Below are 13,779 nucleotides of genomic sequence, written 5' to 3' on the forward strand. Positions count from 1 at the left end.
TCAAAATAAAAAATCATTGGAGGAATTAATATGTTTAAAACAAATGTAGAACAAAGCAATGTACCGGTGTTTGGATCTTATGAGGCAGGACAAGATTTACCAGAAAAACGCATGAACAAAGAATCGGTGGACCCGCGAATCGCTTATCAACTTGTGAAGGATCAGCTGATTGATGAGGGTTCTGCGAGACAAAACTTGGCTACTTTCTGCCAAACATACATGGAGCCGGAAGCGGAGCAAATCATGGCGGAAACGATGGAGAAGAACGCGATTGATAAGTCGGAATATCCGCAGACGGCAAAGCTTGAGTCGAGTTGTGTGAACATGTTGGCGGATCTTTGGAACGCGGATGATTCGGAGCATTACATGGGGACGTCGACGGTTGGCTCGAGTGAGGCTTGTATGCTTGGTGGTATGGCGATGAAATTCAGATGGCGCAACGCTGCACGCGAGAATGGACTAGATATCAATGCTAAAAAGCCGAACTTGGTTATTTCCTCGGGATATCAAGTTTGCTGGGAGAAGTTCTGTGTCTACTGGGATATCGAGTTGCGCGAAGTTCCGATGAGTGAGGATCATCTAAGCATCAATACGGATATTGTGATGGATTATGTGGATGAATATACGATTGGTATCGTTGGTATTCTAGGCATCACGTATACGGGGAAATTCGATGACATCAAAACGCTGAACGATCTTGTGGAAGACTACAATAATACGCATGACAATGAAGTTGTGATTCATGTTGATGGTGCGAGTGGCGCGATGTTCACGCCGTTTGTTGATCCGGATTTAGAATGGGATTTCCGTTTACCGAATGTGGTGTCGATTAATACGTCAGGACACAAATACGGTCTCGTTTACCCAGGTGTTGGTTGGATTTTATGGCGCGACAAGGAGTACTTGCCAGAAGAATTGGTGTTTGATGTGAGTTATCTCGGCGGACATATGCCGACTATGGCGATCAATTTTTCCAGAAGTGCGAGTCAGATTATCGGTCAATATTACAACTTTTTACGCTTCGGATATGACGGTTATCGCCAAATCCATATGCGAACTAGAGACGGCGCTTTGCAGTTATCACAAGCTGTTGCCGAAACAGGACTATTTGAAATTTACAATGATGGCGACAATTTACCAATCGTTTGCTACAAACTAAAAGACGATGCAGATGTGGCATGGACGCTTTACGACTTGGCGGACCGCTTACAAATGAAAGGCTGGCAGGTTCCGGCGTATCCACTTCCAAAAGAAATGGGTAACACGATCATTCAGCGCTATGTTTGCCGCGGCGACTTAGGTCAAAACATGGTCACAGCTTTCAAAAATGACCTGAGCGAGAGTATCAAAGAATTAAACAACGCACATATTTTATATCATGATGTCAATACGTCAAAAACGCATGGCTTCACGCATTAAGAAGAATCGGAAAGCTGCAAGTCAAGGCAGTTCGCAGCTTTCCATACTTTTCAACTACTTAACTAAATTTTAGGAGGAAATAAATAATGAAAAAACAAGCTTCAGCAAAAACGTTATCCCTATTCGGATTCTTCGCCATAACAGCTTCCCTTTTTATCACCGTTTATGAATACCCGACATTCGCCACTTCTGGATTTTCCCTCGTGTTCTTCTTACTACTATGTGGATTCTTATGGTTCCTGCCGGTCTCGCTTTGTTCCGCGGAGCTCGCGACAGTAGAAGGTTATCAGGAAGGCGGCATATTTGGCTGGGTAAGTAAAACGCTCGGTGAAAAATACGGTTTTGCCGCGATATTCTTCCAATGGTTCCAAATCACAGTCGGTTTTGTCACGATGATCTACTTCATTATTGGCGCACTATCTTACGTTATTAGTTTCCCAGCACTCGATTCTAACCCGGTTTATAAATTTATCGCCGTTCTTGTTATTTTCTGGGGGTTGACATTACTACAATTAAAAGGTACAAAAGTGACAGCTATCTTCGCAAAATTAGGCTTCGTTATCGGTATCACGATTCCAGTATTAGCTCTATTTTTCTTAACTATTTTCCACTTAAAATCAGGTCACCACGCTGCAATTTCATTCACAGCATCAAGCTTCATTCCAAAATGGACGGACATGTCATCGCTAGTCATTTTCATGCTCGCATACATGGGCGTCGAGGCGTCAGCACCACACATCAATGAAATGAAAAATCCAAAACGCGATTATCCGCTAGCCATGATTCTGTTGATTTTCGTAGGAATCGCACTAAACACGATCGGCGGATTATCCGTAGCTTCCGTTGTACCATCACACGATTTATCCCTAAGTTCAGGCGTTGTTCAGACGTTCAAAGCACTCATCTTGCAAAATGGAAACAGCTTGGAATGGGTCGTTAAACTGATCGCCTTCATGATCGCATTCGGCGTCATGGCACAAGTCAGCTCATGGATTGTTGGCCCGACAAAAGGCATGCAAACCGTTGCAGACAAAGGCATCATCCCGTCTGTATTCCGCAAAACCAACAAACACAACGTTCCTGTGCCACTTATCATGGTTCAAGGCGTTATCGTTTCCATCTGGGCAGCAGTCCTAACATTCGGCGGCGGTGGCAACAACGTATCATTCCTAACTGCCATCTCACTAACCGTCGTGATCTATTTAATCGGATACGTTCTATTCTTCCTAGCGTATTTCGTCCTCATTTTGAAAAAGAAAAATCTAGAACGCACGTATCAAATCCCAGGTGGTAAAGTCGTGAAACTAATCGTTGCCGGCGTTGGTCTACTCATGTCCGTCGCAGCAATCGTGTCCGCCTTTTTCCCACCAGCATCCCTGAGCAAAAGCAGTGACATGTCCTACGAAATCATTCTCGCAGTTAGCTTCCTCATCACCGCGCTCATCCCGTTTGTCATCTATGCTGTTCACTCTAAAAAGAAAGCCAAATCTGCCAAAAAAGAAGAAACCGTACTATCCGTGGAATAAGAGGTCAGACACATGAAGCACGCATCTTGGAAAAACTTTTGGAAGTTAAATCACGTCAGCCTTCGCTCCACATTCGTAAAATTCTTGGTTCTGTTGCATCTCATCACGTTAGATATAGAAACGGAGATGCAACAAATCGAGGCAGAAATGCAGCAGCAGAAATATCATGAAAATAGGCAAGAAGAAAGGAACGAATCATGAATAAATTAGTCGCACTTATATCGATTATTGTTATTACGAGCATGATAGCCCTTGGAGGTTGTGGAAAAGCATCCGCAGCGTCCGATATCAACAAAGAATTCGGTACCAAAACGTTGAAAATCAAACCAACAAAAATAACGCGCGAAAAAACCGTTTCAGATCATAAAGTTATTTTGAAAGTCGAAGTAACGGTGAAAAATAAGTCAAAAGAAGCACAAGGAATCGGAGCTGGAATTTTCAGCTTAAAAAATCCGAATCATACGGATTACGAGATGCATGGCATGAAAGAAGATGTTTTGGGGCATACGATTGCACCAGGACAAGAGATGAAAGGAAATATTTATTTTGAGATTCCTGTCGATTTGGAAGAAGGTTGGATGAGCTATACGCCTGAACCTGGTCATGACAAAACGGCAGAATGGCTGATTGTATTTCCTAAAGATTAGGAGGGTTTGCAATGACCAATAAAGAGACTAATATGGGATTACTTTACGGGGAAGCTCATATTAGTGAAGATTTCAATGAAGTAAAGTTCCGCGAATTTATACAAGATGACTTGATTTTTCCGACTAGAGGCGTGAAGAAGCATTATGTCAAACAAGATATCCTCATTCAAGATGGGACAGATGAAAATGATGTCTATTTTATTGAAAAGGGCATTGTAGCAGCTACACTTGACGGGAAAATAGTCGTAGATTTTTTTACTGAAAATGATGTTATCGGCTTGTCTAATCTAACGCTTGGAAGTAGTCCAGATTATATTTTTACAGTTATATCTGATGAGGTGGAAGTGACGCGCTACCGGAAAGAGGACTTGATTGAGAAAATAATGAACACGCAAGAAGGGTATCTCTATCACTATGTACACATGAAAAATATGACAAACAGGTTGCTTGCTCGTCAAGAACTATGGAGATTACCGACAGAAGAAAGAGTTATTATCGTGCTACTAGAGCTTGGTAAAAAATACGGAAAAGAAGCCAAGGATAAAGACACGCTCTGCTTTCCGAAACAAATAAGTAAGGGCATGATTGCGCAATACACGAACTTTAATCCAAATACGATTACGACCATTTTACAAAAACTTGAAGAAGAAGATTGCATTTACGCGGTTCGTAGTTCCATTTTTGTCAATACGGAGAAATTAGAAATGAAATTAAGCGCTATTTCCTAGAAGTGAGAAGGAGGAGTATATTGTGAAAAAGATTCAAAGAGCAGTCATCAACACAGCTGTAATATCGGTCATAGGTGCGAGTCTGATAACGCCATTCAACATGTCGGTAAACCAAGTTCGAGCTGCACAAGGCGTTCGAGGCGTTTCCGCGGATGATTATAACGCGACGCAGCGCGAACTGAAAAACGTGACGGATGACCGGACGCCTAAAACAGATGATTAGATGAAAATGCCACCCGTGGGAACGGGTGGCATTTTTGATATACGTAGCGTGCTTATTTTTCTAATCCTTGCAGCTCCTGATTATTATCCAACTGCGAGATGCCATCGAGATGTTTTTTCTGAAGAATCCGCATCGCAAGCCATAGAAGCGCGTTGAATACGATGAAGATGATGAACAAAATCGTGAGGCTTTGCGTGAAGAGATTCGTGCCGATTCCGCCTGTGATGGCCTCCCGGAATGCATAGATGGAATAGGTCATTGGCAGGAATGGGTGAATCGCTTCAAAGAACGAGTTCGTAAGCTGGATTGGGAACGTTCCTCCCGCACCAGCCAGTTGAACGATGAGTAGAATCATCGCCGCGAAACGTCCTGGATTGTCGAAGGCCATCGCTAGGAACATGATCAGCGCCATGTAAGCTAAGACGGTGACGAGTGCGGTCAGATAGAACTCGAAGATATTATCTACCTGGAGTCCTAGTAAGAGCATGATGCTGACTTGGACAATGGCCATTGCTATAGCAGCAAATAATCCGATGCTTACTTTACTTGCCCACCAAGCGGTACTTGTTTGCTCCAACATCGATACTTTTCGAATTGGGAAAACAAAGTTCAGAACGAGACAGCCGACGTATAAAGCGAGGGACATTACGTATGGCGCCAAGGCCTGACCGTAATTTTCCACGACGCTGTATGGTTTGGCGTCTAGTTTCACCGGTGAAGCGAGCATGTTGATGTTGGCTTTTGTAATGTTTAAATCGCTGAAATCGTTTGCGGCTGAGCCTAATTTGGTTGCCAATTCACCAGAACCGTTTTCTAGTTGGGTGATGCCTTGTCCGAGTGTTTGGGAGCCATTGGCAAGTTTCGCTGAGCCGGATTCCAGTTCATCGGAGCCTGTTGCCAGTTTATTTGCGCCGCTTAAAAGTTCTGGGCTGTTCGCGTTTAATTTATCCGTTCCAGCGACAAGTTGTGCTGTGCCGCTATTTAATTGCTTGCTTCCAGAATCTAATTTGCCAACACCAGCTGCTAAAACGGGAACTTTTGCATTGAGTTCGTTCACGCCGCCAGCTGCTTGATTGATACCAGCATTTAGGGCTGTTGCGCCGCCGAGCAAGGTATTCTGATTTCCGGAAGTTCCTACGGCGCTTGAGATGGTATTAAGGGAACCTGCGAGTTGATTCGTTCCATTCTTGATTTGTGGGAAGTCCGTTGCGAGTTCCGACACACCACCTTGCAATTGTTGTACAGCCGCTAAGCCTTTCGGAATTTCTCCTAGATCATTTAACACGAGATTAATATCGGCGCGCATATCAGTGAGCAGTCCTTGATGATCGCTCACTTGTTGATTGAAAACTTGCGTGATGTTGTCGATCAATGTTTGCTTCTCGGTTGGTGTGAGGCTCGTGCTGTTGACGTGCGCTACCATTTGGTCAAGGTATTGTTGCTGACCATTAGGGCTAAGCGCGTTTTCAAGGTCTGAGAGATTGCCCTCAATCCGATTTAAAACAGGGGAGAAGCTCTTAATTTTTGCTTCCAAGTTATCGATAGCGGGATTATTCACTTTACTGTTCAGCAAATTCAAACCTTGCTCAAACTCGTTCATCCCGCTTTGAAGCTCCTTGATTTTTTGTTGGGCAGTAGGTGCATCGAGATTTTGTTGTAGCTCACGGAGCCCTTGTTCTAATTTGGCAGATCCAGCAGAAAGTTGGGCCATCCCGCTTTGGAGTTGTGAGGTGCCGCTTTCAAGGGCTGGTATATTGCCGTATAGTTCGTTGATGCCGTTTTCAAGTTGGCTGGAACCGGCATACAGTTTATTGGCGCCAGTATCGAGTTCGCTAACGCCGTTTGTGTAGGTAACTAGACCGCTTTGTAGCTGATTCATCCCTCCTGAAAAAGTAACTGTGCTAGAAGCGAGTTTATTTAAATTATCTGTAATTTCGGTGTTTCCAGTGCCAAGTTTCTTCGTTCCTTGATCAATTTGGTTGGCACCGCTCGCAGCTTGTTCCATGCCGCCGCCGATCTTATCTGCTACTTTTACAAGTGCTTCGCCGTAAGCTTCCGTCACTTGGTTACTGACTTGTGATTCGACTTCCCGAATGCCGATTTCGCCGATTTCTTCTGCGATAAAGTTAAGCGAGCCGTTTGTTTCGTATGTGAGGTTCATCTTTTTAGGTTTCTCATCGACGAGCGTAACCGCATTTGCTGAAAAGTCTTTCGGGATTTTGACGACTAAATAATATTTCAAATCTTTCATGCCTTTTTTCGCTTCATCTGCGGAAACGAAGTCCCAGTCTAGATTATGATTCTTTTTTAGCTGGGCGGTAAGCTGATCACCGACATCGACTTTCTGGCCTTGGTAAGTAATGGTTTGATCTTCATTCACAACGGCAACTGGTAAATGGCTCGTTTGTTGATACGGGTCCCATACGGATTTCAAGAAGAAGCTGGCATAGAGGATTGGGATCGTAAGGATGGCGATAAAGGATATTAGCAGGACTTTATTTTGTAATAGGTTTTTCCATTCCGCTTTTATCATTTTCATGTTACTCACCTCCAGTTTTGTCTTTTTTACTGAAGTCTGCTCTGATACGTCCGATTGGATGCGTGAATTTGTCGATTTTTGAACTATCTAACCGTTTCAATTCTTTTAAATGTAGTTGATTGTCTGGTGCGGTGAACATGTAGATGACGAACGGTAAAATAGTGGTTAAAACAAGGCTGATGGATAAAATGTGTTTATATGATTCGTATTCATCTGGTTTTAAGCTGGAAGGTGGTACGAATGAATAAGCAATCGCGAGTACGGAGATGGCTAATCCGATGCAAGCGATGAGTATTTTGACAAAAGGACCGCCGCCAATTTCGAAGGTACGCTCCAAGTTCTTTTTCTTGAAAACGAGAACAAGGTAACCTAGGAAGAAGAGGACGTAGCCGACTAAATAGATGACAACGGTTAGCGAGATGGCAGTCAAGAAGGATACATTATTTCCGCCGCCGCCAAATGTTAGGACAGCTGCCCAGCCAGTTACGATGATACCTTGGATACCAATGAGCACAACCGGTACATCATTTTTATTTGTTTTAGCTAGTTTTTTAGGAATAACGCCTTTTTGGGCGACCGTATACATACCTGATGTTGGCCCGACAATCCAAGAACTTACTTGTCCCATAACGCCGAATGCAACGAGGAAGGCTAGTACTTTTACAAGCCAAGTTAGGCCGTCTCCATTTTGTAAAATCAGTTTTTCGAAGGCTTGCACGACGCCGGAACTAAGGCTCAGCTCGTGTGCTGGAACAACCGATGCAACCGAAAGACCGCCGAGTGTGCTGAGTCCGATACCAACGATGACAATCAAAATCATGGCAATTGGATAGTCGCGTTTCGAGTTTTTCATTTCATTGATATGCGGTGCGGAAGCCTCAACGCCCATGTATGCGAGGATAAAGATCGCAAGCGCTGAAAAATCGGTAGCCTTAGGAATAAAGTTATCCATCGTGAATTTCACTTCTATCGGATTCCCATTCGCAAAGTAGAAAATGGCGAGGATAAACATTAAAATAACGGGAAGTGTGATACCAAAAATAAAGCCAAGTTTCGTGATTTTCGCCGTTCTGTTCGTTCCTCCGAGTGAAATAAAGGTTAAAACCCAGAAAATAATAATAACGCCTAAGAATTTGATTAATGGATCTGATTCTAAAGCTTTATAGTCGAAAACATAGGATAGTGCTCCGAGAATAAAATAAATCATCGTTACAAATCCGACGGTCACTTGGAACCATTGGAAAAAAATCGCCGCGAAACCATAGCGTTCACCGAGCGTCTTTCCCACCCAAGTGAAGATACCGCCTTCTTGCCAGCCCTTGACAGTAGCCATTTCTGCGGAACAAAGTGCTACAGGCAAAAACCAGAGTATGCCACAAAATATGAGAAAGAAGGCCAGTTTAAATCCGGATGTAGCAAAGGTCGGATATTCATAAACGGTTATAAAAAGCGACGCGGTGATTGCGAAAAAGCCGAATAATGTTAACTCCTTTTTTCCAGCCATTTTGAAAACCCCTTTCTAATTTAAAAAATCACGAAAAGCGTGGATGCTTTTCGTGATCCATCACAATTTAATGCGTAAATCCTCTCGTTTCTTTCTTACCATCTGGGGAATCATCTTTTGGCGCCAAGATTCTTGCTTTGTCTAATTCCTCAATGGCTTCATGTAAATCTGCAACAAATTCCTCTGCTACGTTGAAGCCTAAGTCACCCCGGCATACGTAGCGTTGGATTAAAACGTCCTCCATATCTTTTGGTAGTGGGTAAGTCGGTACTTGCCAACCTTTCATTTGCAAGCGATCCGTTAAATCATACAGCGTCCATTCCTTGTCGGTATCATCTTTTAGCGTATAACAGACAATTGGAAGGTTCGCGCCGTCATTATAAATTTCGAAAAGTCCTGTTTCTTCCAGCGCTTTGGATAAGAATAGCGCTACTTTCTTCGTTCTTTCATGAATGCCGCGATAGCCATCGAAACCGAGTCGTAAGAAATTGTAGTACTGCGCGATGACTTGGCTCGCACTCCTAGAGAAATTAATCGCCATGGTTGGCATGTGACCGCCGAGATAACTTACATCGAAAATCAGTTCTTCCGGTAAATATTTTTTATCTTTCCAAAGTATCCAACCAATACCTGGATAAACAAGTCCGTATTTGTGACCGGATGTATTGATAGAAACGACGTGTTTGAGACGGAAATCCCAAGGTAATTCAGGATTTACGAACGGTGTGAACATCGCACCACTTGCGCCATCGACATGGATAACGAGTTCATGCCATTTACTCTTCTTATTGTATGCGTCCACTAAATGGTTAATTTTTTCAATGTCATCGAATTTACCAGTATAGGTGATACCTAGAATACCGACAATTCCGATGGTGTACTCGTTGACGTAATCCATTAGTGTGTCAGTATTAATACTCATGTGCTTCGGATCAACAGGAACTTCGATCAAATCGACATCCCAATATACGCCGAATTTTTCCCAACAAACTTGGAAGCCAGAGGAGATGATTAGATTTGGTTTTTGCGCGTTAATATCTAAACCGTTTTCAAGAGCCATTTTGCGCCATCTAAATTTCATCGCCATACCAGCCAGCATACAGGCTTCACTTGATCCGACGGTAGACGTTCCAATGAAGTCATCGCCTTTTTGGACACTCCATAAATCAGCTAGAACGTTCACGCAATAATTTTCCAGTTTGGCCGTTTGTGGATACTCGGATTTATCAATCGCGTTCTTTTCTAGCGTTTCACTCATCAATTTTACTGCTTCAGGTTCCATATAGGTTTGACAAAAAGTGGCGAAGTTTTGGCGTGCATTTCCTTCATCCATCAGTTCATCGGAAATAAGGCGGTAAGCTACTTGTGGATCAATTGGTTCTCTTCTCAGCGTCGTTTTGACGATAGCGGAATCCTCGGCATAGCTTCCGTAAATGGGCATTTTAGGGTCATGTTTCTCTTCTCTACGATCATGTAACATAATTATCGCTCCTTATATAAGATATCTTCGGTTTGCAATACATCCCACTCGTATGGGGTCTGTGCGTTATTGATAAAATCGTCATCCAGCTTGCACCCGGTAATGCGTTGGTTGCCGTATGGTGTGAAATAGTATGTTAAAGAAGATACACACATAGATGACGTATATTGTGTTAAATCTGGGGTGCCATCGGATTTGATGACGGCGCCTTTAGGTATCGTAACGCTTTTTAAAACGTACCAAACATTTGTCACACCTTCTTGTTCATTGTTCGCTTGTTGAATCGTTTCTTTTAAGTATGCAGCTCGGACAAATCGTTCAGGAGGCGTATATCCACCTGGAAGCCCCAAAGTTCCGCCACCTTGTGAAAATGGATGCGCTTCAAAATCGCCGAACGTTGTAGATGATTTTTGCTGTGGCGCAATATGAAGGTAATTACTTAAATTGTGAAAATGCCACTCTAGGGAAGGCGTATTCGTCATCACACCAACCGGGTTTCCCTTGAGTGTTAATTTGAAGGAAGTATCTGTTGGTTCAATAACCGCAACGTTTCCCGCTTTATCATAAAAAATCCAATGTAGAGGGGTCGTGATACCAAGAAGGTCCACTTTTTGATCTACTAAATGAATCGTTGGGAGCACATCTCTTAATTCATGGATATCTTTACAAAAGGACAGCGCCCAAAGTAAAAATTCGTGTGGAGCCAGATTCGTTTTGCCAGATTCTTTATCTTTCGAGTAAACCGCCTCACTTGGCAAATAAAGAGAAGCACAGGCTAAGCCGTGTTCGTTAAGCCCATCTGCCAAAATATATTTTCCTAAATTTCTACCAGCCCCGAGTAACGCATATTTTCCTGAGTAACTTTCGCCATCGACATCCGATTCAAACGTATAGCCTCGAGGTAAAGACACTGGTTTCGCATCCAGCGTAAAGCCAAAGTCCATGGTTCGAGATAAAAATAGATTGTCACCGTTCGTGCGATAAACAAAACTTGTACACATACTACTTCCTCCTTTTTATAATGGATTGACTGAAATATATACATATATATCAAAATTATGATGTATATTACAGTCATAATACCCTTCTAATTATAAATAAAACCGAATGGGTAAAATAATTTACAAAAATTAAATATACTGTTAATGAAGAAATAATCCTTTTTCGTATTGTATTTTTGATTATATGTGTTGGTATAAGCCTCTTTGTGTGAGGGTGTAGTGAATATATATATGATTGGAAAAATAATTTATTTTTTAAAGTATCATTATATACTTTTGAAGGCTCGGTATAGAGGGATGAAGTTCGCTGTATAAAACGTCAAAAAGTGACAAATGAAACGACAGAATCGGGAATTTGTGAGGCGTGATATTCGATATAATAGGTATTGTAAGTGAGAGAGACATGAGGATGGGACAGCGTTTTAGAAGGAAAAGCAAGGCAGTCAAAAATGTACCGCTAAAACGACAAAAGAACAAAATCAGTCGAAGAGAAACTCGCTATAATAGGTAGTATAGTAATTAAATAAAACTTTGAAGGAGAGAATTAAATTATGTGCACAAGCTTTGTATTAGAAACGTTGGATGGGAAACATGTATTATCGAGAACGATGGATTTCGCTTTTATTTTGGAGGCGAATCCGACGGTCAGCCCGCGGAATTATGAATGGAAATCTTCGACGGATGGTGTGAGTTACACGACTGCGTACGCGTTTGTGGGTGCTGGCAGAGAGTTGGATAAGTACATTTTCGCGGACGGGTTGAATGAGAAGGGCTTGAGTTGTGCGTCGCTGTATCTTCCTGGCGAAGCGGTTTACGCGCCGGAAGCTATCGATGGGAAAATTAATTTAGCGCCACAGGAATTCTTACTTTGGATGTTAGGTACGTGTGCGACGATTGAGGATGTGGAGGCGAAGTTGGCGGACATCAACTTGGTGGATCAACCGGTTGCGTTGCTGGGAATCACGACGCCACTGCACTGGATTTTCACGGATAAAAGTGGGCGCTGTGCCGTGATTGAACCGACGGAAACGACACTGCGCATCAAGGAAAACCCAGTGGGCGTCATGACGAACACGCCGCGCCTGGAATGGCACATCGAGAACTTGCGTAACTACACGGGATTACAAGCGCAACAATTGGCACCAGTGAAGTTCGGTGACTATGTCGCGAAACCATTTTCACAAGGAACCGGGACAAGCAAGTTACCAGGCGGATTCACGCCACCGGAACGTTTTGTCCGCGCGGCTTACTTGAAAGAAAACGTAGTTCCAGCGAAAAATGAGGAAGAAGCAATTACCAACGTGTGGTACATTTTGAACAGCGTCCGCATCCCAAATGGCGCGGTCATTAAAGAAAATGGCGATCCGGATTTCACGCAATATGTCGCATCGATGTGTTCAGAGAGCAAGACGTACTACTTCACATCGTATGAAAACAATCAAATCAACAGTGTTACCTTGACGGATGACCTTTTAGAAAATACGAAAGAACCAATCACCTATGTGGTGGATACCGTGCAAAAAGTAAATCATTTAGCTCAATAAACACCATGTGTATCAGAATATTCCGACTATAAAAAGGGAGCTAGAATACAAATAAATGACAGCTCCCTTCTATGTAAAAAGAAACATCATAGCCGATATGACAGCAGATGTAAGTTAAATAAGCAGAAATAAAAATATGATAAAAAGTCATAAAAGGACACACATCTGTGGCGAAAAGTCATAAAATGTTCAAAATGCTACCTATTTATTCTGGATTTTAGAAAATAGATTCTCATTTTTGTTCTATACTAAGTTCCGTTCACTACCAAGAGAAAATGCATATAAATAATCGATAATGTGGAAGGAGAATGTTTAGATGCAGAATAATATGATAGATATGAACAGTTTGTACGGTGAAGCCTCGATAGCAAGCCAGTTTAGTGAGCGTAGATTCCGCCGATTTATAGAAGAAGATTGTATTTTTCCAGTGAGAGGCGTGAAGAAAACCTTCAATAGGAACGATATTATTTTGAAAGCGAATAATGATTTAAATGCCGTTTATTTTATTGAAGAAGGTATTGTGACGGGGTCGATTGGAAAAGGAATCGTTGTTGATTTCTATACAGCACGAGACGTACTAGGGCTTTCTAATTTGATGCTTGGAAGTGATCCGGCATATACATATCAGGTTCTATCCGAGGAATTGGTTGTGACCAGATATGCAAAAGAGGACATCATTGAAAAAATAATGAACACGCAAGAAGGCTATTTTTATCATTATGTGCACATGCAAAATTTGGTGAATCAAATGGTGAAAAAAGAGGAATTACTCAGGCTTCCGACGCGACAAAGGATCAGTTCTGTACTTCTAGAGCTAGGTGAAAAATACGGTGAAGAGACCTCAGAAAAAAATATCATCTGCTTTCCGAGACAAATAAGTAAAGGCATGATCGCTCAGTATGCGAATTTAAATCCTAACACCATCACAAGTGTGCTACAAAAGCTGCAAGAAGAAGGATACATCTATACTATCAAAAGCGCGATTTTTATGGATAAATCTAAGCTTGAAATGAAATTAGAAGTTTTTTCGTAAGTTGTCACAAAGTATTCGAAAATTATTATTATAATTCTAAATACTAGAAAACAGACGAAGATTTCTATTATATACTAAGAATCGACAGGAAGATAATGAGGCACAAAGCAACTCACCGCGGAATAATGCATAGCG

Annotated in this window: 12 protein-coding genes; 8 read left to right on the top strand and 4 right to left on the bottom strand. The window is 42.2% G+C overall.

Annotation, left to right across the window (positions count from 1 at the left end):
• The first annotated feature begins 30 nt into the window (after positions 1–30).
• The 6 genes from gadD1 to EP58_RS16065 all read left to right on the top strand — a co-directional run bounded on the left by gadD1 (position 31) and on the right by EP58_RS16065 (position 4,543).
• Positions 31–1,419, top strand: coding sequence for a glutamate decarboxylase GadD1 (gene gadD1 / locus EP58_RS16040; protein WP_036094876.1), 1,389 nt, complete (start codon positions 31–33; stop codon positions 1,417–1,419).
• Between the two features lie 86 nt (positions 1,420–1,505).
• A complete protein-coding gene (gene gadC / locus EP58_RS16045) occupies positions 1,506–2,945 on the top strand; it encodes a glutamate/gamma-aminobutyrate antiporter (protein WP_036094878.1) in 1,440 nt (479 codons plus the stop codon).
• A gap of 12 nt (positions 2,946–2,957) precedes the next feature.
• The gene (locus tag EP58_RS16050; protein ID WP_036094880.1) at positions 2,958–3,146 is read left to right on the top strand and encodes a hypothetical protein; all 189 of its coding nucleotides are present in this window, start codon (positions 2,958–2,960) and stop codon (positions 3,144–3,146) included.
• On the top strand, positions 3,143–3,592 hold the full coding sequence (locus EP58_RS16055; RefSeq protein WP_036094882.1) for a DUF4352 domain-containing protein: 450 nt from the start codon (positions 3,143–3,145) through the stop codon (positions 3,590–3,592). Before EP58_RS16050 ends, EP58_RS16055 begins: the two co-directional genes overlap by 4 nt.
• Before the next feature lie 11 nt (positions 3,593–3,603).
• Entirely contained in the window at positions 3,604–4,320 is a 717-nt protein-coding gene (locus tag EP58_RS16060; RefSeq protein ID WP_036094884.1) for a Crp/Fnr family transcriptional regulator, read from the top strand.
• A gap of 22 nt (positions 4,321–4,342) precedes the next feature.
• The gene (locus tag EP58_RS16065; protein ID WP_036094886.1) at positions 4,343–4,543 is read left to right on the top strand and encodes a hypothetical protein; all 201 of its coding nucleotides are present in this window, start codon (positions 4,343–4,345) and stop codon (positions 4,541–4,543) included.
• A gap of 52 nt (positions 4,544–4,595) precedes the next feature.
• Here the strand turns inward: EP58_RS16065 and EP58_RS16070 are convergent, their stop codons facing one another.
• From EP58_RS16070 to EP58_RS16085, 4 genes are all read right to left on the bottom strand, one after another.
• Positions 4,596–7,082 (bottom strand): YhgE/Pip family protein, encoded by a 2,487-nt coding sequence (locus EP58_RS16070; RefSeq protein ID WP_036094887.1) that lies wholly within the window; start codon positions 7,080–7,082, stop codon positions 4,596–4,598.
• 1 nt (position 7,083) lies between these two features.
• Positions 7,084–8,586 carry an amino acid permease gene (locus EP58_RS16075; protein ID WP_052165096.1) on the bottom strand — a complete coding sequence of 501 codons (1,503 nt, stop codon included), beginning with the start codon at positions 8,584–8,586 and terminating at the stop codon, positions 7,084–7,086.
• 67 nt (positions 8,587–8,653) lie between these two features.
• Positions 8,654–10,066, bottom strand: coding sequence for a glutamate decarboxylase (gad, locus tag EP58_RS16080; protein ID WP_036094889.1), 1,413 nt, complete (start codon positions 10,064–10,066; stop codon positions 8,654–8,656).
• Between the two features lie 2 nt (positions 10,067–10,068).
• Positions 10,069–11,067 carry a choloylglycine hydrolase family protein gene (locus tag EP58_RS16085; protein WP_036094892.1) on the bottom strand — a complete coding sequence of 333 codons (999 nt, stop codon included), beginning with the start codon at positions 11,065–11,067 and terminating at the stop codon, positions 10,069–10,071.
• A gap of 551 nt (positions 11,068–11,618) precedes the next feature.
• Here EP58_RS16085 and EP58_RS16090 point away from each other — a divergent pair.
• Positions 11,619–12,611, top strand: a complete 993-nt coding sequence (locus EP58_RS16090; RefSeq protein WP_036094893.1) for a choloylglycine hydrolase family protein — start codon at positions 11,619–11,621, stop codon at positions 12,609–12,611.
• A gap of 316 nt (positions 12,612–12,927) precedes the next feature.
• Positions 12,928–13,644 (top strand): Crp/Fnr family transcriptional regulator, encoded by a 717-nt coding sequence (locus EP58_RS16095; RefSeq protein ID WP_036094895.1) that lies wholly within the window; start codon positions 12,928–12,930, stop codon positions 13,642–13,644.
• Positions 13,645–13,779: the final 135 nt, after the last annotated feature.

It is taken from the genome of Paenilisteria newyorkensis, assembly GCF_000766145.1.
GTDB lineage: Bacteria > Bacillota > Bacilli > Lactobacillales > Listeriaceae > Listeria_A > Listeria_A newyorkensis.